Source organism: Helicobacter suis HS1 (genome assembly GCF_026000295.1).
GTDB lineage: Bacteria > Campylobacterota > Campylobacteria > Campylobacterales > Helicobacteraceae > Helicobacter > Helicobacter suis.
The window spans coordinates 715,205-737,268 of record NZ_AP026769.1 but is presented as its reverse complement, the minus strand read 5'-3'; the positions used below and the strand labels follow the sequence as shown (position 1 = coordinate 737,268).

The window sequence follows — 22,064 nt, the reverse complement described above, 5'->3', positions numbered from 1 at the left end:
AGAGAGAGAAGTCAATAGGGGGTCTTAAAACTTCTAATTTGTTAGGCTAAATTGGAGTTGTTTAAAAACTGGTGTAGTTGCTTATATTCTTTAGGGTTTAAATAACGCGTTTTGCCCACAGGTAAAGCGTTGAGTGAGACAAATCCAAAGCTAACCCGTCTTAAATCCAGTACTTCTTTCTTAAAGTGGGCAAAAAAGCGCCGGATTTCGCGGTTATGCCCCTCTTGTAAAGTGATTTTAATCTTGGAATAATTGCGGTGGTTTTTAAGGATTTGGCAGGCCATAGGCGCAATGTGCATACGCGTGTATTTGCTCTTAGGGTGCGCGCCCTCTAAACCTTGAAGCTCTAATCCTGTTTGCATGGCCTCTAGCATAGTTTGCGTGATATTCCCTTGAATTTTGACTAAATAAACGCGCTCTAAAGAACTGTGCATCAGCGCATTTACTACTTGCTTACTATCGCTTAAAAGCAATAACCCCATAGAGGCAAAATCTAAACGCCCAATAGGGGTAAAATGCCTAAATTTGCTCTCCAAACTCTCAAAGATCGTTTTACGCCCGCGATGATCAATTCTACTGACTAGTTCGCCTTTAGGTTTATGATAAACCAGTACGGTATAACTTCTTTTTTCATAAGAGTTAAGCATACGCCCCTCTACAAAGATTTTATCATAGGGGCTAAAGGGAGTAGCAAAGCTAGCTAACTGGCGGTTAATTTTAACCTTGCCCTCTTTGATGAGTTTATCGGCTTGTCTACGCGAACAGGGGAGATTGTGGGCTATAAATTGATTAAGACGCATTAGGCATCTAACCACTCAAAGCTTTTAAAATTCTCTTTAATCGCGGTGTTAACCTTTAAAGCGGTTGTAAATTTCAGTCGTTTGCCCTTTTCATTAAAAATCACGCAAAGGGCACGATTACCCTTATGGCGCTTAGCTTCCTCTTTAATGCGCACAAAGAGATCAGGGGATACACTAGTGTCTAGTACTAAAGAGAGAGGGGTATGCTTTTGATCAAATAGACAGGTAGTGGCGTTAAAATCTCTAAGAATATCTATAGGTTCTGTATCTTGCTCTTGTTCTTCTGTGCTTTTATAACGCGCCTTAATAATCTTAGTCTGTTTAATTGCCTCTAAAGTTTGGATTTCTAGTAATCTTAAACGGGCTACTTCCTCTTGCTCCTCTACCTTGCATTTAAAGGCAAGGGGTAGAGAAATATCAAGCTGATCTAAAGCGCTCAGCTGTTTTTCAAAAAGCAAGAGATCAAAGCGCCCGGATAGATCCACAATACTAGCCTCTCCATAAGGTTTTCCGCTCTTTTTACCTATCTTGCGCTTGAGTTCTAGGATTTTGCCAATAAAGGTCGCTTGCGATCCAATCTCAAGACGCAAAATATCCCGACTTTTGGCTACATTTTTTAGGGCTTTAATTTGATCTTTAAATGCATCTAGTGGGTGTCCTGAAAAATAAAGCCCCATGCATTCATACTCAAAATCTAAAAGCGTACTATCATCGTATTCATCATAAATTTTTAGTGTTAAATGCGCTTTCTCTTGATCCTCAGTAGATAGATTAGCAAATAACCCACCACTCATCTGGGCATTAGATTTATCCTTGCGCCGCCCTTCCTCACAAATCAAATCCAAGTTTTCTAGCATGGTTTTGCGGTTATAGCCCAAATTATCCAAACTCCCGGATTTAATCAAGGGTTCTAAAATGCGCTTGCTAAACTTAGAAAAATCTATCTTGCTGATAAGATCTTCTAAATCCTTAAACTTCCCGTATTTTTCCCTGAGTTCAACTAGCATGCCCAAAGGTCCCTCGCCTGCTCCCTTAATTGCCTCTAAGCCAAAGATAATCACCTTTTCCCCATTCTCATCTTGTACTCTAAACTGCACATCAGAAACATTGACATGCGGGCGCTTAATCTCAATGCCCATAGAGTTAGCCTCCTCCACATAGTAGGCCACCGAATCAATATGGCGGCACTCGCTACTTAACATGGCAGCCATAAAGGCGTGTTTGTAGTGGGTTTTTAAATAGGCCGTTTGAAAAGTGAGCATCGCATAGGCAGCCGAGTGGGATTTATTAAAACCATAGCCGGCAAATTTAACGATGAGATCAAAGAGTTCGCCTGCTTTATTGCAATCAAAGCCCTTTTTCTCCGCGCCCTCTACAAATTTAGCCCTGTTATCAGCCATGATTTGTGCGTCTTTTTTACCCATTGCACGGCGGATCAAATCCGCCTCCCCCAAGGAAAAGCCGGCGATGGTCTGTACAATTTGCATCACCTGTTCTTGATAGATAATAGTCCCATAAGTGGGGCGCAAAATAGGCTCAAGCGCATCAAACATATAGGTAATGGGTGCAGATCCATGTTTTCTATTCACAAAATCATCTACCATACCCGACTCCATAGGCCCCGGGCGTCCTAGCGCAATAATGGCAATAATATCCTCAAAGCGTGAAGGGCGCAGGCGTTTATTAAGGGTTTGAAACATGCCTGATTCAATCTGAAATATCCCTACCGTGTTGCCCTCTTGAATCGTGGCATAAACCTTAGGATCGTCCATATCCACACGCAAAAAGTCAATTTTTTCATGGCTGTATTTTTTAATGATATTTAGTGCGTCATGGATAACTGTGAGGGTTTTAAGCCCTAAGAAGTCAAACTTAATTAAATCTATGGCCTCTAAATATTTCATAGAATACTGCGTAACAATGCCCCCCGTGCGCTCGCTAGTATATAGCGGGGTTTTATACCACAGTTCGCGTTCACTATCCACCACTAAAGCTGCGGCATGTTTGCCTGCTGAGCGGTTAAGATTTTCTAGGCGCAAGGAAAAATCCCAAACCTCTTTGGCTAATGTGCTTGTTTGCAAAAGTGTTTGGATTTTAGGCTCTAAATCATAGGCTTCTTGCAAAGTGATGCCTAGACGATTGGGGATAAGCTTAGCCATTTCATCGGCCTCTTTATAGGGCATGTCTAGCACCCGTGCCACATCGCGAATCACCCCCTTAGCCAGCATTTTATTAAAGGTAATAACTTGGGCGACATTGTATTTTCCATATTTGGCAATCATATAATCTAACATCTCGCCTCGCCGTCTTTGGCAAAAATCCGTATCAATATCTGGCATAGAAACGCGCTCAGGGTTTAAAAAGCGCTCAAAGAGTAAATCGTATTTGAGTGGGTCAATATCTGTAATTTGCAAACAAAAGGCGACTAAACTGCCTGCTGCACTGCCCCGCCCCGGGCCTACTGGAATGTTATTTTCACGCGCATAGCGGACAAAATCCCACACAATGAGCATGTAGCCTGCAAAGCGCATATCTGTAATGACTTTAATTTCATACTCTAGCCGCTCCTCATAGCGCGCATGTTCTTTAATATCCACCATTTCTAGGCGTTTTTTTAAACCCTCCCTAGCCTTGTGGGCAAAGTAGGGCGCATCCTCTTTTATATCTAGCCCTTCACTTAAAGCGTACTCTTGTGTGAATTTAAAGCGGGGCGGGGTTGGGGGATTACTCTCATCTTTTAAATCAATCTCAAGCTGGCATTTTTGCGCGATCTCTTGGGTGTTCTCCAAAGCTTCAGGAATGTCTGCAAAAAGTTTAGCCATTTGTGCAGGAGATTTAATATAAAACTCGTGTACGGAGTGTCTTAAGCGAGTAGGATCGTTTAATGTCTTGCCCATTGCCACACACATAGCAATTTCTTGTGCGCTAGCATCCTCTTGGTTAGTGTAGTGGGTGTCATTGGTAGCGATGAGTTTGATCCCTGTTTCTAAAGAAAGTTTGAGGATTTGATCCTCAATGAAGAGTTGGTTGGCAATGCCATGGCGCATGATTTCCATGTAAAAGTCCTCACCAAAAATACTTTGGTATTCCTCTGCCACCCGTTTAGCTTCATCATAGCCCTTAGCCCCGTATTTTTTGTTCTTTTCGCTAAGGGTGTTTAAATGCCAATTAATCTCGCCTTGTAAACACGCACTTGAGCAGATTAGCCCCTTGCATCGCTCTTTAAGAAGTTTTTTATTGATGCGGGGGAAGTAGTAAAAGCCCTCCAAAAAAGCCTGTGAACTTAGATACATCAAGTTATGATAGCCCTCTAAATCTTTGGCATAAAGGCAAAGGTGGAAGCGCTGTTTACTTTGTTTATCGCCTAAGTTTGTAGAATTGTGGATATAAGCCTCCATGCCAATAATGGGCTTGATCCCCTCTTTTTTCATGCAAGTATAAAAATCAATCGCCCCAAACATGTTGCCATGATCGCTCATACTCACACTTTCCATGCCAAGCTCTTTAATCTTTTTTGCCAAAACTTTAATTTTATTGGCCCCGTCTAAGAGCGAGTACTCGGTATGTAAGTGGAGGTGGGTAAAATTTTGCATGCAAATCCTTTTTTTCATCTTATTACGGAAGGACTTAAAAATCAAACCCTTTAGTGTGGACTAATTTATTCTTTATACCCCCACACCACAAAAAAGACCCCTCTTAAAACTTTCTTTTCTCTTTTTTGGGCATCTTGTAAAAATTCATTCTAACTTTTTGTTAGCACAACTCGGGTGTCAGAAATTCTCTTGAGATTATACCCTCTTAATTTATTGAGTACCCCCACTCCACCAGCTGTAAAAGCAATTGCTAGTGCTGAAGTAGTGGCTTAGAAGCCCTAGCACTCCTACAGCCCCAGCTGCAACCACACCACTAGTAGGAGCAGCCACGCCTCCACTTGCAAGTAGTGCTGCAAGAGCCACACCAATCGCCCCTATTGCTACAGCCCAAGCAACTTTGCCTGTTGCCTTAATCTTAATCGTTTTGGTTGCTAAATCCTCCTCTATTTCTATGGTATCCCTCCCCTCTTCAACCGCTCTAGCCAATTTTTTCAGTTTTATACCAGCTTTCTCCCTACGGTTTAACACGCCCTAGCTTGGTGCAATTATCCCCCACTACTTCTAAAAAATTTGCCTCCTTATCTAAGGGCACTTCTACCAGTATAGTCTGTGTCCAGCTAAAGTTTTGCATGGATTTTATTGGCGCGTCTAGCACAAAATCTTTTTGAGAAAGCTGTGCGGTTTGGCTTAGGGTGAGTAAAAGATCATTTTCTATAATTTCTTGCGTACTTGCAATTAAAGAATGCTCTAAAAGTTGGTATAAAACACCCCATAGATGTTTTTCTTGGATTAAATCAATGGGTTCTAGTTGTTTTAACAAACTCTCCTCTAAATGTTGCCTCTGTGTCTTTAAAAGATAAAGCAAGCCATCTTGTTGCCATAGCTTGGGTATAGTTTTATATTGGCACAAACCCACAGCAACTAACACCAAAGTAGGCGGGATTTTAAAAACCTTGTTATCTCTGTGGGTTTCATTATTTAGCGACACATTACCACTCACTACAGGTACTTTTAAAGCCTCTTGGCTTTCTATTAGCCCGCCTAGCATTTCCTCTAAAACCCATGCGTCCTCTTCTACACTGGCTAAATTAATCCCATCACTTACACCCAAAATTTTAGCCCCGCCTAACACTAAATCGCGGCAGGCACGCACAAAAACGCGTTTGCTATCCTCTCTAGGGTTTTGAATGCTTAGGGGAGTGGAGCTTGCTAAAGTTATCATAAGGTGGTTGTTAATCTCAGGAATCCATATTCGTTTGGTCTCTAAGCTTTGTTGGGAATTTAAGAGATTTTGTGGGTAGGTGGTTTGTAAAAAAGAGGTAGGTTTAGCTAGCAGAGGTTTTAAAGGGGGATTTAACAACAAAGAGAGAGGTAAAGAGACACAGGGCTTATTTTGATAAGTGGCTATAAAATCTTGTTGTGGGGTAATTTGCCCTACAATAGCACCTTTAAGTCCATATTTAGCGCTAATTTCTAAAGCTTTAATAGCCTCTATTGGCATGAGAGATAAAAGCATGCGTTCTTGAGTCTCGTTTAATAAAAGCGCTAAAAGCTCTAAAGGTTCGTAAGTGGGCACATTCTCCAGCTCTAAACTCACCCCACAACCCCCCTTGAAAGCCAATTCTGCGCTAGCAGTGGCTAGCCCTCCTGCTCCTAAATCCTGCGCCCCCACAACGGATAAAGTGTGATAAATTTGCAAACACGCCTCTATCAGTTTAGCCTGCAATTTGCCATCACCTTTGGGTACATTTGAGTTTGTATTTGCCTCTAAGGCTTGGCTACTCATGCGCGCCCCATCTAGCCCCTCAGATCCACTAGGTTTGCCGATGAGCACTAACAAAGCCCCTTCTTTGGCTTTTGCATGTACTAAGCATCTTTTTTCAACCACCCCCAAAGCGCAGGCATTCACTAAAACATTGTGTTCAAAATCTTGAGAAAGACCGGTATTAGCGCCTAAATCTTGAATGTGGGTTTCTTTGGCATAATTTTCAATGCCCTCTAGGGCTTCTTTTAAATTAGAGTGATCATTAAAACGCAAGAAAGACAAACCCGCCACAGGCCTAGCTCCCATGCTAAGTACATCGCGCTCAATTCCGCCTAAACCTGTGGCCGCGCCCTCTTTTGGATTTAAAAAGCTAGGGTGGTTATGCGATTCAACTTTAAACACGGCTGCATACTCTGCGCTAATTTCTACCACCCCTGCATTTTCTGCAAAAGTCCCCAATTTTTTTAATAAAGCTTTACTTGAGCGATAAGAACAATGTTCGCTCCATAGCGTGGCAAAAAGGGCTTTTTCTAATTCACTAGGCGCGCGCTTTAGAGCTCGTGTAATGGTGCTTAGATCGGATTCACTTAGTGAACTTGCGCTCATAATTGCCCTTATCTGTAACAATCTTAAGCTCTATAAGTTCTGTAGGCTCACATTTGAGGCGGTAGACAATTTTTTGGGAATATTTAAGGCGGTGGTTAAAGAGGGGTTCTTTTTTGAATTTTTCTTTAAAATCATCGCCCACTTTGCGGACAATGTTGCAAGAATTGCCCCTATTAGGGATCACCTTTTTAATCACCACATCTTCGCTATTGAGTGAAATAATGGTTAAAATCGTGCGATCTAGCACAGTGCCAATCACCTTTCCACCCCGGGGTTTATAAGTGATTTTAAATTGCAAATCAGCAGCCCCTAAACTGGCACATAAAAGAACACTTAGAAAGAGAGTTTTAAACATAATCTTCCTTTTCTTGGATTTCTTTTTGTAATTCAGCCTCAAGTGCTGTTTCAAACACGGGAGTATCGCCCCAAACATGTTGCCATGATCGCTCATACTCACACTTTCCATGCCAAGCTCTTTAATCTTTTTTGCCAAAACTTTAATTTTATTGGCCCCGTCTAAGAGCGAGTACTCGGTCATCGCTTTGGCAATAGCTATCAATGCGCTTTAAATCACAAGGTTCTTGGTAATAAAATTCATAAACCTGATCCCCGCTTAGATCATACTTACCCGGTAAACCACACATCGCACAGATTCCATCAAGCTTAAACCTAATGCCACTAAAATGCCCTAAACTATCTAATAAATCTACATGGAATGTTTCGCAGTAGCGGTAGCGGTAATTTTTATACTTATCTTTCTTTTCTTGTTCATAAAAAGAGGGCACGCTGAGGTTAAAGGCTAGAGCCTTGAGTAATAAAAGAGGCATGTCAAATTGGCGGCCATTAAAAGTTACTATTTTAGGTTTGTGTTTGTTAAAAAAGCTAAAAAAATCGGCCACTAGAGTTTTTTCATCATCACACCCCTTACCAAAATTACCCACCTTTTTAAAATAGCCATGTTCATCAGCAATTACGCTAGCAATGGAGACGATTTTATGTAAATGCAGGGGTAGAAAGGTGCTTTTATAATGCTCTTCATGCCATGCAAAAACATTTTGACAGATTTCTATAGGGTTTTGTGTGTTTTTACACAAACCTGGATAATATTGTTCAATCAGTGCTAGATTAGGCACGGTTTCAATATCTAGTACACATAAACGCATCACCGCCCTTTTAAGTTAGCTTGTATTAGAATGGCTATTTTAAAATTTTTGAGCTTAAGGACTTGCATGGTTGTAACGCGCTTTGCCCCCTCCCCTACTGGGCATTTACACATCGGCGGATTAAGAACAGCCTTGTTTAATTATTTGTATGCAAAAAGTTGTGGCGGGAAATTTTATTTACGCATTGAGGATACGGATTTAGATCGCAATGTAAAAGAGGCTACAGAGGCGATTTTAAAAGCCTTTGAATGGGTGGGGCTTAAAGCCGACGGGGAAATTCTTTATCAATCTAAACGCCTTGAAATTTATCAGCGCTACATTAAGCAATTACTAGAAGAGGGCAAGGCTTATTATTGCTACATGCAAAAAGAGGAGCTAGAGGCTTTAAGAGAAGAGCAAAAAGCTAGGGGGGAGACTCCTAGATATGACCGGCGTTACCGCGATTTTAAGGGTACACCACCGGAGGGTAAAGCACCTGTTGTGCGTCTTAAAGCGCCTTTAGAGGGGGAGATTGTTTTTTACGATGGGATTAAAGGGGAGGTGCGTATCCAAGCAAAAGAATTAGATGATTTTGTAATCGCGCGATCTAATGGAGTGCCGACTTATAATTTTGTGGTTAGCATTGATGATGCGCTAATGGGAATAAGCGCCGTGATTCGTGGAGATGATCACTTAAGTAACACCCCTAAACAAATCTTAATCTATCAGGCGTTAGGTTTTACACTCCCAGATTTTTACCATGTTCCCATGATTTTTAATCAGCAGGGGCATAAGATGAGTAAGCGCGACGGGGCTATGGGGGTGATGGATTATAAAAATTTGGGTTATCTTAAAGAGGCACTCTTAAATTTTTTAGTGCGGCTTGGCTGGAGTTATGAGGATCAAGAAATTTTTAGCATGCAAGAGATGTTAGAGTATTTCAAGCCAGAGGATTTAAATAGCGCTCCGAGTTGTTTTAGTTTGCATAAATTAGACTGGCTTAATGCCCACTATCTTAAAGAAACACCTAGCGCTCAACTCCAAACTTTGCTAGAGGATTTTAATTTGCCTCCAAATTTTAAGGATTTAAACGCGAAAGATATTTTGTTAAACGAATTAAAATTAAGATGCCACACCCTTAAAGAAATGGCAATTAAAATAGCTGAGGTACTTATCCCTCCTACTAACTACGCACTCAATAAACTTAAAAATTTAGATCAAGCCCGCGCTGTACTCACAAAGCTCAATTCTGAATTTACCCCCGCTACATTTGCTAGCTTAGAAACACTTGATAGTTTTTTACACCGCTTCATGCAAGAAAATGATCTTAAACCCGGGGCTTTGATGTTGCCTGTGCGGATTGCGCTTTTAGGAGAGCCCGGAGGCATCGGGGTTAAAGAGGCGTTATTTATTTTAGGATTAAAAGAATGCCAAAGCCGCATAGCGGCTTTTTTAAACAACCTTTAGTGGTTGTGGCTTCTAACAAAATCTACGAGTTGGCGGGTATCAATACCGATTGTAACGAATTGTTGGAAGGTGGTATACCACGGACCGCCATGTCCATTAAGGCTATGTCCATTACCCCCACCAAAGAAGTTAAAGAAGCAGTCAACCCGAGCGCTTAACCATTTGTTTTTATAAACATAAAAGAGCGCGAGTCGCTCAAAGTTGGGTGCATGATACCATGGCAAGCCAGTATAGAGCGCACGGCCATAAGTAGCATAAAACGCCATTTGAGGTTTATCAGAGAAGTAGTATTTTTCATAAAAACCAAAGCCTTTATACTGCGCTACAAAGTCAAATTGGCCACCAAAGCTGTTATACCACTGGCTAGGGCCGCAATTTACACCCCGTCGCACGCAGTAGTGCTCTTGTTCACTCATCGTACCAAAGGAGAAGGAAATTTGATCCATATAAGGCATGAGCCGTTTGAGGCTGGTTTTGATATAGCCATAATAGTAGATCCGATCTAAGACAGTTGGGTTAGAGTACACACCGGGTACCCCCCCATCTGGTTTACCCTGTGCATAAGGATAACCACCGGGCCAAAGTGGGGTATCACCAATAGTGGCTGGATCGTCATTACCTCCCCAAGGATAGACACTGCCCATGCTATAGTGGCTAGTGTTATGAAAAGCCACAACGCGCCCGCCAAAGCTAAGATAGCCTTTTAAGAAAGACCACTCACTTGCTCCAAAATAAAGCATTTGGTTTAGGTTATAGTGGTTAGCGGCGTATTCTTTGGTGCCGGGTTTGCCAACATTATTCCAGTTACGGCCTCCATACCAGTCAAGAATAAATTCCGCCCAACCATTCCACCAACGGTTAGGGTTATAAGCCGGTTTAAACTGAAACATCGCTCCTCGTGCGGTTGGATCTTTAAACCAGAAGAGCTTTTTAAAAGCTGCAAGAGGATAGGAAGCGATAGAATAAGTTCTTGGGATAATCCCGATATAAGTCCTAAAATTCTTACCTACATAGCTATAGTGAGCAACTAGACCCCAAGAGTAGGGGAAGTAGCTATAGTGGGTGTGTAGGTTTTGGATAAACCAACCCCCAAATACGAAAGATTGGCGTTTGGTAAATTGCAAACCTATAGTGGGGATAATCCTATTTTTGAAGTTATCCAAGCTATTCCACATAGGGTTATTTTTGCCCGCGAGGTTATAAGTAAAGCTCATATACTTGAGGTCCCAGACAAAACTAACCGCATCTAGCCCCGTGCCAAGGCCAGCAGAACAGAGCGCGCCAAAAGCCCCGCATTTTAGCATTTTAAGCATTTGCACAACAAGACTCCTTGATTTTTGGTTTTGGACTTTGTTTTGATTAACTTATCAATATCAGAACCTGATCAGCCTGTCCGAAGCAACAGGAGTGTGTGTTTTTACACAAACCTGGATAATATTGTTCAATCAGTGCTAGATTAGGCACGGTTTCAATATCTAGTACACATAAACGCATCACCGCCCTTTTAAGTTAGCTTGTATTAGAATGGCTATTTTAAAATTTTTGAGCTTAAGGACTTGCATGGTTGTAACGCGCTTTGCCCCCTCCCCTACTGGGCATTTACACATCGGCGGATTAAGAACAGCCTTGTTTAATTATTTGTATGCAAAAAGTTGTGGCGGGAAATTTTATTTACGCATTGAGGAATGGAGAGTGTATTTTGGGTGATTTTTATTCTAAAGTTGTGGAGAACTGCGCGGATATAGGGCTTGAGTTAGAAAAAGTAGCGCAGGCTTATAATCTTGATGTGGGCGAATTGTGGTTTGATTTACTCAAAGTACACACCCTGATACGCACAGACCCTAAGGGCGAGTTTAAAATTTTAAGTCCTGAGAATGCAAAGCGCATTGATGAGGATGCTTTTTATGAAAACAAAAATTTAGAGGTGATTCAGCGCTATGACATCTGTGTTAAAAAGAGGCTGTTTAAATATTTCTTAGATATAGAATTATCCGCTGATGAGGATAAGCTGTATGTGGTGCTTGAACACCCCTTTATGATCATTAATGATAAATGGCTATTTGATGAGTTATGCGATCATATAGAAGCTTGCATGGCCTTTAAAAGAATCATCTTGCGCCAAATGCAATCCCAGCATGCATTATTCAAACAAGAACTCGCTCGCTACGCTACACAAGACACCTACCCCGATCGTTTCTGTATCAAATCTACAAACTATAAACCCAGTAGACATGGATACTTTGAGTTTTCTTTAAAAAAAGCTTGGGAGCATAAGAATAACGAGGAAGCCCCCGTTAATGCCGTTTATGGAGCTTGTAAGGGGAGTACGGTTTTAAAGTATATTAAACCTATGCAGGGAGTGGATGGGCGCAACTTAAAAGGGGAAATGTGTGTGGTTGAAACGCTAAAAAATATACCCGTTGAGTTAGAATATAGCGCGGAGGCTTTTGAATCTAGTGATTCAATCCATGAAATTAGTTATGTTTCTAAAACAATCCAGTATGTGGCCTTTATGGGCAATACGCTTAAGGGTTTTACTAAAAGCCAATATATGGAAATGAAAAGCACTAATATGCCCATGTTTTTAGGGGGGATTGAGGGGGGCATTGTGCTTAAAATTAGTGCTAAAGATGGAATTGAAGATGCCATTGGTGATAATTTACGGGTAGAGGCTAAAGAAATTTATATTCAGGGGAATGTGGGTAAGAATGTAAAATTAGTGGCTAAGAAAATTTCTATTGATGGGCAGCTACACACTGAGAGTAGCGCTATAGCTGATGAAATTGCCGTTACTAATAATAAAGGTCTGTGCGAGGGTAAAATCGTGCATTGCAAGTATGCCGATCGGGGAACTATCTTTGCTGAAACTTGCAAGGTTGAAGCCTGTGCCGGAACTTTAATCCATGCAAAAGAGATCACACTCAAACAGGTTAAGTCTAACAACGCCTTTTATTTTTCCTCTAGTTGTACTTTAGATAGAGTAGATGGAAATGAAAATGCTTTTTGCTTTTCTGCCTTTGCCACACCTGAAAATAAAGAAGTTTTAGAATACATTAGAGTAGCGATGGATACTTATAAAGACAAAGCACAAAGGGTTATGGTTGAGTATCAAAAGTTAAATGTTTATATGCAAAAAAACCAACCCGTCATTGATAAAATCCGTAACGCCGACATCAACACAAGAAAGGCCCTCATTGAGCAAGATTCGGTCAAACACATCTATTATGATTTTATGGATTGTTTAAAAAGGATTAAAATTTTACACATGTATCTTTCTAGAATCCAAGACCTCAACCGCTCTTTTGTAGAACGGTTAACCCAAATTGAATCAGAAATGAAACAGGCTAAAATCCATACAAATGGTCCTTGGACGGCGTTTAACACCATCACCTATGTCAAAATCTATTCAAAAGGTTCTCAAAATGTCTTGACAGAAAAAGGAGAGACAGCAGATTATGTTTTAGAAAATGGAGAGGTGAGTAAAGTTGCGCGCTACCAACACGCCACTTAATCCATGATTGTTGGCTTAAGAGGCATTATTTTACAGGTTTTGCCTACTTTTATTGAATTAGAAATTAACGGGGTGGTTTATGGGGTACATGTCAGAGCGGGGGAGAATTTTGAGTCAAAACAAGAAGTGTTTTTACACACCGCCCAGATTATTAAAGAGGACGGGCATAGCCTTTATGGCTTTTTGCAGCGCACAGAAAAAGAACTTTTTGAACGGCTTTTAAAAGTTAATGGGGTGGGGCCCCGCGTGGCTTTGGCTATTTTATCTACCTATAGTTGTGCTGATTTTAGCGTTTGTATTCAAAGTAAAGACCTTAAGGCCTTACAAAGAGTACCGGGCGTGGGGGCTAAGTTAGCCGGAAAAATCATGCTAGATTTAGCTGGTTTGGTGTTGCAAGAGGAAACAGAAATAAAAGATACAGCCATAGAACAAGCGGTGCTAGGTTTACAAAGTCTAGGGTTTAAAACAACAGAGGCGTTTAAAATTTGTTCAAACTTACCCAAAGGGCTAGATACACCTACTTTAATTAAACTAGCCCTCCAACAACTTAAATGAGAGATAAAATGCAAAAAACATGGCAGGCTACTAGCTGGCGTACCTTTCCCATTCTCCAACAACCACACTATAGCGATCCTTTAGCCTTAAAGAGAGCCGAAAAAACCCTTAAAACCTACCCGCCACTTGTTTTTGCCAAAGAAATCAATAGCCTTAAAACCGCCCTTAAAGAAGCCGCACACGGGCGGGCCTTTTTATTACAAGGGGGGGATTGTGCAGAGAGTTTTGCTAGTTTTAGCGCGGATAGTATCCGTGATCTTTTTAAAGTGATTTTACAAATGAGCGTGGTTTTAGCCTTTAGCGGGGGTTGTCCTGTGATTAAAGTAGGGCGTGTGGCCGGGCAATTTGCTAAACCAAGAAGTTTAGAGAGTGAGATCATTAATGGGGTTGAAGTGCCTATTTACCGGGGGGATATGATTAATGGGTTAGAGATTACAGAGAGAGAGCCTGATCCGACTAGACTTTTACAAGCCTACCACCAAAGCGCAGCAACTTTAAATTTATTACGCGCCTTTGCTAAGGGAGGATTAGCCGATTTAGCCGAGGTACAGCGCTGGAATTTAGATTTTGTGAAAAATAATAGTTTTGGGCAAAAATATGAGGCTTTAGCCTTACAGATCACAAAAGCCCTTGAATTTATGCAAGCTTGCGGGGTGGCTAATATGCCTGCTTTACAAGAAACAGATTTTTACACTAGCCATGAGGCGTTATTACTTAATTATGAAGAACCTCTAGTACGCCAAGATAGTTTAAGTGGGCGCTATTTTGCTTGCTCAGCGCACATGCTTTGGATTGGGGAGCGCACAAGAGGGTTAGATCAAGCCCATGTTGAATTTTTAAGAGGGGTGGGTAATCCTATTGGGGTTAAGATAGGGGCTAAGACAAAATTAGAGGATTTATTAGGTTTATGTGAAGCACTTAATCCAACTAATGAGCCGGGAAAATTAAGTTTTATTGTGCGCATGGGGGTTAAAGAATTGCCCCGTGTTTTTCCTGAATTATTAAAAGGGGTTTTAGCGCATAAAAAAGAAGTGGTATGGGTGTGTGATCCTATGCATGGCAACACCACTAAAACCCCTAGCGGGATTAAAACAAGGTCTTTTACGCATATTTTAGAGGAAGTACAACATTTCTTTGAAATCCACCGCGCTTTTAGTAGCTGTGTAGGCGGAATTCATTTAGAAATGACCGGGCAAAATGTAACCGAATGTGTGGGCGGATCGCAAGGTGTGAGTGAGGAAAGTTTAGGGGATCACTATTACACGCAGTGTGATCCTAGATTGAATGCTACCCAAGCCTTAGAATTAGCCTTTTTATTAGCCGATAAACTTAAAGAGCGTATAGTGCGCTAAGTATTAAAGCGCATTTTTCTGGGTGTGTTTGAGGGCTTCTTTGCGTCTAATAGCCCGCTCGTAGCGTTCTTTTTCTTTCTCTGTACGGGGAGTAAAGGGGGGCATGGGAACGGTCTTGCCGTCTTTAACCGCTACCATTGTAAAATAACAGCTATTGGTGTGTGTGGCGGTTTTATTTTTAAAATCCTCACAAACCACTTTAATCCCCACCTCACAACTTTTAGTCCCCACATAATTGACACAGGCATAACAGGTTACTAAAGTCCCGATTGGAATGGGGTGTTTAAACAGCACGCGATCTACACTCAAAGTAACAGTAGGGCAACCACAATAACGCGTAGAGCACACATAGGCCACTTTATCCAAGAGGTTTAACAACTCTCCACCATGCATGACACTATTAAAATTAACCATTGTAGGGGTTACTAGAAAGGACATGACTAATTGTCTTGCATCCCCGATACTAGACATTGTATCAGCCACTAGATCTGTTGTATTGCTCATAACAGCTCCTTAGAAAAAAATAGGGTTATTTTAGTAAATTTTGGATAATGTCAGTCAAATTTTTCTAAGGTTGTTCATGTTACTTTTTACCGGTGCTTGTGGGTATATTGGTTCGAGTGTGGCGCGCTATTTTTTAGAATACACGGCTTATAAAATCTGGATTGTGGATAATTTGAGTACAGGTTTTGCTATCCATGCAGAGATTTTAAAAAAGCTTTACCCGGATCGTGTGTATTTTGATCAGATAGATTTAAAAGAAAGCGCTAAGCTTGAGTTTGCCTTGCAAGAAAAAGAAGCGCAGGGGTATCAAATTATAGGGGTATTACACTTTGCGGCTAAAATTTTGGTTGAAGAATCCACCCATAAGCCTTTAGAGTACTATGAAAACAACACCCTTAACACCCTTAAATTAGCGCAACTTTGCCTCCAGCATAATATAAAATATTTTCTTTTCTCCTCCAGCGCAGCCACTTACAAGGCCAGTACAGAGCCTGTGAGTGAAAATGCCCCTCTTGATCCGCTTAATCCTTACGGGGCTTCTAAAATGATGAGTGAGCGCATGCTTTTAGATATTAGCCTAGCCTCAGCGCTTAAGTGTGTTATTTTGCGCTATTTTAATGTAGCAGGCGCGATACACTTTAATGATTATAAAAACGCGCTTGCACTAGGCCAGCGCACACAAAATGCCACGCATTTAATTAAAATTGCTTGCGAGTGTGCGGTGGGTAAGCATCTTTCTATGGCTATTTTTGGCTCAGATTATCCCACCCCCGATGGAACATGTATTCGTGATTATATCCATATTGATGATTTAGCCCTTGCCCATTTAGAGGCCTTTAAAACTTTGCTTGAGAAACAAACTAGCGAGGTTTATAATGTGGGCTATGGCAGGGGTTATAGTGTGGCTGAGGTTATCAATAAAGTTAAAGAAATTTCAGGGGTCAATTTTTTAGTGCGCAAACAAGGCAGACGCGCAGGCGATCCTAGCTCTTTAATTGCTAATCCGCATAAAATCCTCGCACAAACCGCCTTCAAACCCCGCTTTTGCAGTTTAGATTTGATTGTACAAAGCGCCTACGAATGGGAAAAGTATTTAAGTAAATGTTAGAGGTGGTACTTACAGGGGCAAGCAGTGGTATAGGATTAGAGAGTACGCGTCTACTACTTAACAAAGGCTATAAAGTGTATGCTCTCTCCAGAAAAAGTAGCACAATTAAAGAATTAGATCACCCAAACTGTATCCGTGTTGATTGTGATTTACAAGATCAAAAGCAGATAGAACAAGCCGCGCATTTTATCCTCAAGCAAAGCGATGTACTTTTTGCTCTGATTAATAATGCCGGCTATGGCCTTTTTGGTGCATTAGAGGAACAAGAAATACAGCAGGCTAAAGCTCTTTTTCAAACTAATCTTTTTGGGCTAGCTAGACTTACTGCGCTACTGCTGCCAAAACTGCGCGCTAATGCCACCCTTAAGCCTAAAATCATCAATGTAGCCTCTAGTGCAGGGAGATCAACCACACTTTTTTTAGGCTGGTATCATGCGAGTAAATACGCCTTAGAGGGCTATAGCGATTGTTTACGCGCTGAGCTTTTGCCTTTGGGAGTTTCTGTAATACTCATTGAACCCGGGGCGATTAAAACTAAGTGGCAAGAGGGTTTAATAGAACCGTCTTTTAAAGGGGTTTATGCGAAGGAACTAGAAAAAACCCACGCCTTTTTTAAACAAGTTTATGCTAACGCGAGCCCTGCAAGCAAGGTTGCTAGCACTCTTATAAAGGCTTTAGAATCACCTAATCCTAAAACGCGTTATTTGGTGGGAAAATACGCGCACCTATTAGTCTATGGTAAAAAATTTTTACCGGATAAAATTTATGATCGTTTTATGCGTTGGTTTATTTTAAGGTGAGTGGTACGGAAGAGAGGAATCGAACCTCCACGCCTTGCGGCGTCAGATCCTAAGTCTGGTGCGTCTACCAATTTCGCCACTTCCGCTTAAAAAGCGATCATTGTAATTTCTACCCCTTTAAAATACGCTTAAAAGTGTTTTTAAAGTTTTTGATACTAAAAACTAACTGAAAAACCTTAAAACTTGTTGTGAATCACCCCTCCCTAAAGGGAGGAGTTTCCTAACTAACAGAAACTAGGGTTTCTGAACTCGAAAGGCTTTGCTGTTTAGAGTCTGCAAGGCTAATTCCTAACCCAAGAGACTTTAACCCCGCTCTTAAGATATTCTTAGCGGCATTGATGTCCCTATGCTCTGTGTATTCACATACAGGACAGCAATACTCTCTATGATTTAACTTAAGTTGGCGGTTGATATTCCCGCAATGATGACAGGTTTTGCTCGTGTATTGTGGAGGGACTTTCACAAAAAGTTTGCCATTATGCTGTTGTTTGTATTCTAAGAATTTGATGATTTGGTAGAATGAGGTATTAAGAATAGACCTATTCAAGCCACTCTTTTGTTTCACATTCCTAAGTTTAGCTCTCTTGGTCATATTCTTGACTTGTAAGTTCTCAACTGCTACCAATTCAAACTTGTTAGAAAGTCCGCTTGTGATTTTGTGATACCTATCTTCCTTCTTGTGTTTAGATTTAGTAAAAATGGCATTCAAAGAATTTTGGCATTTGTAAAAATTCCTCCCTAGTTTTGTTTTGGTCTGTTTAGACTTTAAAACCCTGCGACTCTGTTTTCTTTGCAGTCTTTTAAAGGCTAAATTATATTTAGCTAAGTTAAATGTCTTAGAATGCGTAGGAATGAGAGTCCCGTCACTTAAAGCGATGTCATGGATATTTAAATCTAAACCTATGGCTTTGTCTTGGTGGCTTAGGGTTTTTAAGGGCGTGATGTCCCTATGGTATTCCACGCTAAAGCTCACAAAATAGCGTTCATTCAGGCAAGAAAAAGTGATTTGTTTAATGGTGCAATCTTTAGGCAAATCCCTAGACCAGCGCACTTTAAAATCTTGGCGCATCAGTCTTAAAATCTTAAAGCGTTTGTTGCAATCTTTAATGGAGTAACCTTGATTATTCCAATTAAAGCTCTGTTTAGCAATCTTGGAGTTTTTAAATCTGGGAAAGCCTCTATCTTTGAGGGTTAAAGCACTTTTGAGAGCTTTTTGCGCGTTGATACGGCTTTGTTGCGCCACAACACTAGAAAAGCTTTAATCTCTTTGTTTAAGATGATACTTAATCTTTGTGTCTAAGGCACTAGAGCTTGACCATTGTCTTTGGCTTTTCTCTAGGGTCTTATTCGTGTTGTATTGCTCTTGTTGCAAGTTTAGGCAGATATTATAGGCTTGGTTGTAAATGAAAAAATGGTGCTTGAGTAAAGCCTTTTGCTCTTTTGTAGGGAACAAGCGGTATTTAAAACCCTTATTGATCTGCATTTTTGGAGTTTAGCATAATTATGTTAATATTGGTCTATGGTAAAGTCTAGTGATATTAGACACGGCAGACATTGTGTATTTCTCTTGCATGTGCATTTGATCTTTGTAACAAAATATAGGCGTAAGGCTTTCAGCAAAGAAGTGATAGACTTTCTAGGCGAAGTCTTTAAAAAAGTGTGTGAGGACTTTGAAAGCGAGTTAGTAGAGTTTGATGGAGAATCTGATCATGTGCATTTGCTCATCAACTACCCACCCAAAGTGAGTATTTCTAAGCTGGTTAATTCTTTGAAAGGTGTGAGCTCTAGAAGGGTGCGTGCCCAGCAGTTTAAAAGTGTTTGTAACACATTATGGGGTGATCACTTGTGGTCGCCTAGCTATTTTGCTGGCAGTTGTGGCGGTGCTCCTTTGGAGCTGATTAAACGCTATATCCAAGAGCAAGAAACACCTGTTTAGTTATGCGTCTGTGCGCTTACATCTCCGCCCTAAAGGACGGAGTTTTACGCGCGTTCAGATAAAAACTTTCCTTTTTCTAGGGAGGGAATTAAGGCGCTTTAAAAACACCCCCACCCTTATAAAAGCGCTAATAGAAAAAAAGAAAATATACGGGCTTAGAAGTTTCTAGTAAAAATTTGACTATACTAGATCCTTTTTAGGAGGAAATGATGGATCATCTGAGCCGCAAGAAAATTTATAACCCCCAGAGCCAAGAGCAGGTGAGCGATCGCCAAATTTTTGGGGGTAACCCGACAAGTATGTTTGATCTAAACAAAATCAAATACCCTTGGGCGTCTAAACTGTGGAAAACCATGCTCACTAATACTTGGTTTCCTGAGGAGGTGAGCATGCACGGAGATAAAAACCACTATTTACACCTTAGCCCACAAGAAAAAATAGGCTACGATCGCGCCCTAGCCCAGCTTATTTTTATGGATAGTTTGCAAACCAATAATTTAATTGATAATATCAATCCCTTTATCACTAGCCCAGAGATTAATTTATGTTTAGTGCGCCAAGCTTATGAGGAGGCTTTACATAGCCATAGTTATGCGGTGATGGTGGAGAGCATTTCGGCTAATAGCGATAGCATTTATGAGATGTGGCGTACTGATGTGGCTTTAAAAAATAAAAATGATTGCATCGCCCAAATTTATATGGAGCTATCTAACAACCCTACTGAGTACAATTTACTTAAAGCTCTTTTTGCTAACCAAATCTTAGAGGGGATTTATTTTTATAGCGGCTTTAGCTTTTTTTATGCCCTAGCGCGCAGTGGTAGAATGCTTGGCAGTGCCCAGATGATTCGCTTTATCCAACGCGATGAACTCACCCATTTACACCTCTTCCAAAACATGATCAACACTTTACGCAAAGAAAGAAGCGATCTGTTTAGCCCGGAACTCATTGCTGAGGTTAATGAGATGTTTAAACAGGCGGTGGATTTAGAAAGCGCTTGGGGGGCATACATTACACAAGGTGAAATGCTAGATTTAAGCCCACAAATCCTTAGAACCTACACAGAATATTTAGCCGATACCCGGCTAGCTGTTGTAGGATTACCTAAACTCTATAACAGCCAAAACCCCATTAAATGGGTTGATCAATTTGCTAATTTTAATAGCCACCGCTCTAACTTCTTTGAGGCCAAAGTGAGCAACTACTCTAAGGGTAGCTTAAATTTTGAGGGGTTTTAGGTGCATCGCATTAAAAACGCCCATATGTGCGAGGCTATTGCTAAACATTTTCCCTTAGAAGAATCCATTAAAAAAGCCATGTGTGCTATTGATCGCGAGGAATTTGTCTCCCCTAAACATTTAGCCTATAGTTTAAATGCTTTGCCTATGGGAGGGGATCAATTTGTCAGCTCCCCGCTTACTGTGGCTAAAATGACGCAATATTTAGAACCAAGTGGGGCTGATAGCGTGTTAGAAATTGGGTGTGGGAGTGGTTATCAGGCAATGGTGCTCTCTAAGCTTTTTCGCCGTGTTTTTAGCATAGAGCGCATAGAAAAACTGCTTTTACAGGCCAAAGAGCGTTTTAGAAAATTACAAGTTACTAATATCCACACTAAACTTGGCGATGGGCAAGAAGGCTGGAAAGAATTTGCCCCCTATGATCGCATTCTCTTTTCAGCCTGTGCAACACATATCCCACAAACTTTATTTGATCAACTCCTAGAGGGGGGGATTTTAGTTGCGCCCATGCAGACAGAAAAGGGGCAAATTATCACGCGTTTTAAAAAGCACAATCACCGTTTACTCTCAGAAAGCCTAGAGCCCTGCCAATTTGTACCTATCTTAGATGGAATAGAGCGAGGCACTTAGGGAGGTTGCATGGATTTAGCCAAAACCTGCATGTTTAATGCCATTTCTCAGATTTTCTTTTCCTTCTTTTTAGTACTCTTTTTCATCGCCTCTATGGTGATGCTTATTAGCATTGCTAGCGTTACGCTTGTAGTTAAGCTTAGCTTTTTAGATTTAGCCCAACTTTATATCTATTCTCTCCCGGGCACCATTTTTTTTATCATTCCTATTACCTTTTTTGGGGCTTGTGCTATTGGCCTAGCTAGACTTTCTTACGATCATGAATTACTCGTCTTTTTCTCACTAGGCATTGCGCCTAAACAGATTGTCAAAGCCTTTTTGCCCCTTTGTATTTTTGTCAGTCTCGTGCTTTTGATCTTTTCTCTTATTTTAATCCCGGCCTCTAAAAGCGCTTATTATTCTTTTTTGCGGGCTAAAAAAGATCGCGTAGATGTGAATATCCAAGCGGGCGAATTTGGGCAAAAACTAGGTGATTGGCTGGTGTATGTGGGGCATAAAAAGAAAGATATTTTTAGTAATCTCGTGCTTTTCTCACACAAAGGTCTTGCCTTTGAAAGTTTTATGATTGCACAGTCCGGGCAAATTAAAAATCAAGAAGGCGTATTTGGGATAGAACTTAGAAAAGGAGATGCCTATTTTGCGGATAAAAACCAGTTGCGTAAAGTCCACTTTGAGACGCTTAATTTACGCAACAAACTTGCCTTCTCTGCTAAAAAAGACGCCGCTTATTTACACTCCCATGACTATGTCTCTTACTGGAAAAAGGCCTTTGGGCCTCATCCGGATAAAAACCAACAACGCCGTTTTACGCAGGCTATCTTAGTCTCTCTTTTTCCACTCGCTAGCCTCTTTCTCATTCCCCTTTTTGGAATTGCCAATCCTCGCTTTTCTAAAAACCTCTCTTATGTTTATGTGCTTTTGGCAGTGGGGTTATATTTTTTAGGCATGCATGTAGCTAGCCAAGATGCCCCCATTAGCGGTACGATTCTTTTGCCCATTGTGTGGATGCTTGGCGCTTATGGGCTTTATAGACGCATCATTGTTCGTTTTTATTAAT

At 40.9% G+C, this 22,064-nt stretch carries 18 protein-coding genes, 1 tRNA gene and 3 pseudogenes; 11 read left to right on the top strand and 11 right to left on the bottom strand.

Annotated elements, in window-relative coordinates:
• Nucleotides 1-41 precede the first annotated feature (41 nt).
• The 7 genes and pseudogenes from OO773_RS04070 to OO773_RS04040 all read right to left on the bottom strand — a co-directional run bounded on the left by OO773_RS04070 (nt 42) and on the right by OO773_RS04040 (nt 7,927).
• Nucleotides 42-800: a pseudouridine synthase gene (locus OO773_RS04070; RefSeq protein WP_040499096.1), complete on the bottom strand. Its 759-nt coding sequence runs from the start codon at nt 798-800 to the stop codon at nt 42-44.
• Nucleotides 800-4,393 (bottom strand): DNA polymerase III subunit alpha, encoded by a 3,594-nt coding sequence (dnaE, locus tag OO773_RS04065; protein WP_178137347.1) that lies wholly within the window; start codon nt 4,391-4,393, stop codon nt 800-802. The genes OO773_RS04070 and dnaE overlap by 1 nt, the downstream gene beginning before the upstream one ends.
• Nucleotides 4,394-4,603: 210 nt before the next feature.
• Complete coding sequence (locus tag OO773_RS04060; protein WP_141556965.1) at nt 4,604-4,879, bottom strand: hypothetical protein; 276 nt, start codon at nt 4,877-4,879, stop codon at nt 4,604-4,606.
• 28 nt (nt 4,880-4,907) lie between these two features.
• The gene (locus OO773_RS04055) at nt 4,908-6,764 is read right to left on the bottom strand and encodes an AIR synthase related protein (protein ID WP_040499097.1); all 1,857 of its coding nucleotides are present in this window, start codon (nt 6,762-6,764) and stop codon (nt 4,908-4,910) included.
• On the bottom strand, nt 6,742-7,119 hold the full coding sequence (locus OO773_RS04050) for a hypothetical protein (protein WP_006564004.1): 378 nt from the start codon (nt 7,117-7,119) through the stop codon (nt 6,742-6,744). Before OO773_RS04050 ends, OO773_RS04055 begins: the two co-directional genes overlap by 23 nt.
• 63 nt (nt 7,120-7,182) lie before the next feature.
• A pseudogene (locus OO773_RS04045) lies at nt 7,183-7,302 on the bottom strand (PHP domain-containing protein); the annotation flags it as partial.
• A complete protein-coding gene (locus OO773_RS04040; RefSeq protein ID WP_264828705.1) occupies nt 7,268-7,927 on the bottom strand; it encodes a 3'-5' exonuclease in 660 nt (219 codons plus the stop codon). The gene OO773_RS04040 and the pseudogene OO773_RS04045, both read right to left, overlap by 35 nt.
• Nucleotides 7,928-7,993: 66 nt before the next feature.
• Here OO773_RS04040 and gltX point away from each other — a divergent pair, with 66 nt between their 5' ends.
• Nucleotides 7,994-9,373: a glutamate--tRNA ligase gene (gene gltX / locus OO773_RS04035; RefSeq protein WP_040499098.1), complete on the top strand. Its 1,380-nt coding sequence runs from the start codon at nt 7,994-7,996 to the stop codon at nt 9,371-9,373.
• On the opposite strand, the gene OO773_RS04030 is transcribed toward gltX, so the two are convergent.
• Entirely contained in the window at nt 9,370-10,677 is a 1,308-nt protein-coding gene (locus tag OO773_RS04030) for a hypothetical protein (RefSeq protein ID WP_006564007.1), read from the bottom strand. The two genes, gltX and OO773_RS04030, sit on opposite strands and share 4 nt — an antisense overlap.
• 256 nt (nt 10,678-10,933) lie before the next feature.
• Here OO773_RS04030 and OO773_RS04025 point away from each other — a divergent pair.
• From OO773_RS04025 to OO773_RS04010, 4 genes and pseudogenes are all read left to right on the top strand, one after another.
• Nucleotides 10,934-11,059 (top strand): annotated as a pseudogene (locus OO773_RS04025) (glutamate--tRNA ligase family protein); the annotation flags it as partial.
• A 13-nt stretch (nt 11,060-11,072) separates the two neighbouring features.
• Entirely contained in the window at nt 11,073-12,884 is a 1,812-nt protein-coding gene (locus OO773_RS04020) for a DUF342 domain-containing protein (RefSeq protein ID WP_232088436.1), read from the top strand.
• Between the two features lie 3 nt (nt 12,885-12,887).
• On the top strand, nt 12,888-13,439 hold the full coding sequence (ruvA, locus tag OO773_RS04015) for a Holliday junction branch migration protein RuvA (protein ID WP_006564009.1): 552 nt from the start codon (nt 12,888-12,890) through the stop codon (nt 13,437-13,439).
• Complete coding sequence (locus OO773_RS04010; RefSeq protein ID WP_006564010.1) at nt 13,436-14,791, top strand: class II 3-deoxy-7-phosphoheptulonate synthase; 1,356 nt, start codon at nt 13,436-13,438, stop codon at nt 14,789-14,791. The genes ruvA and OO773_RS04010 overlap by 4 nt, the downstream gene beginning before the upstream one ends.
• A 3-nt stretch (nt 14,792-14,794) precedes the next feature.
• On the opposite strand, the gene OO773_RS04005 is transcribed toward OO773_RS04010, so the two are convergent.
• Nucleotides 14,795-15,295 carry an acyl-CoA thioesterase gene (locus tag OO773_RS04005; RefSeq protein ID WP_006564011.1) on the bottom strand — a complete coding sequence of 167 codons (501 nt, stop codon included), beginning with the start codon at nt 15,293-15,295 and terminating at the stop codon, nt 14,795-14,797.
• A gap of 76 nt (nt 15,296-15,371) precedes the next feature.
• On the opposite strand from OO773_RS04005, the gene galE reads away from it, so the two are divergent.
• Both galE and OO773_RS03995 read left to right on the top strand, forming a co-directional pair.
• Nucleotides 15,372-16,403, top strand: a complete 1,032-nt coding sequence (gene galE, locus OO773_RS04000; RefSeq protein WP_178137351.1) for a UDP-glucose 4-epimerase GalE — start codon at nt 15,372-15,374, stop codon at nt 16,401-16,403.
• On the top strand, nt 16,397-17,203 hold the full coding sequence (locus OO773_RS03995; protein WP_040499100.1) for an SDR family NAD(P)-dependent oxidoreductase: 807 nt from the start codon (nt 16,397-16,399) through the stop codon (nt 17,201-17,203). Before galE ends, OO773_RS03995 begins: the two co-directional genes overlap by 7 nt.
• 1 nt (nt 17,204) lies before the next feature.
• Here the strand turns inward: OO773_RS03995 and OO773_RS03990 are convergent.
• Both OO773_RS03990 and OO773_RS03985 read right to left on the bottom strand, forming a co-directional pair.
• Nucleotides 17,205-17,289: transfer RNA gene (locus OO773_RS03990), tRNA-Leu, on the bottom strand.
• A 134-nt stretch (nt 17,290-17,423) separates the two neighbouring features.
• Nucleotides 17,424-18,686 (bottom strand): annotated as a pseudogene (locus OO773_RS03985) (RNA-guided endonuclease InsQ/TnpB family protein).
• Nucleotides 18,687-18,722: 36 nt separating this feature from the next.
• On the opposite strand from OO773_RS03985, the gene tnpA reads away from it, so the two are divergent.
• From tnpA to OO773_RS03965, 4 genes are all read left to right on the top strand, one after another.
• On the top strand, nt 18,723-19,139 hold the full coding sequence (tnpA, locus tag OO773_RS03980) for an IS200/IS605 family transposase (protein ID WP_040499039.1): 417 nt from the start codon (nt 18,723-18,725) through the stop codon (nt 19,137-19,139).
• A gap of 209 nt (nt 19,140-19,348) precedes the next feature.
• The gene (locus tag OO773_RS03975) at nt 19,349-20,377 is read left to right on the top strand and encodes a ribonucleotide-diphosphate reductase subunit beta (protein ID WP_006563810.1); all 1,029 of its coding nucleotides are present in this window, start codon (nt 19,349-19,351) and stop codon (nt 20,375-20,377) included.
• Nucleotides 20,378-21,007, top strand: coding sequence for a protein-L-isoaspartate(D-aspartate) O-methyltransferase (locus tag OO773_RS03970; RefSeq protein ID WP_006563809.1), 630 nt, complete (start codon nt 20,378-20,380; stop codon nt 21,005-21,007).
• 9 nt (nt 21,008-21,016) lie between these two features.
• The gene (locus tag OO773_RS03965) at nt 21,017-22,063 is read left to right on the top strand and encodes an LptF/LptG family permease (RefSeq protein ID WP_006563808.1); all 1,047 of its coding nucleotides are present in this window, start codon (nt 21,017-21,019) and stop codon (nt 22,061-22,063) included.
• The last annotated feature ends 1 nt before the right edge of the window (nt 22,064 follow it).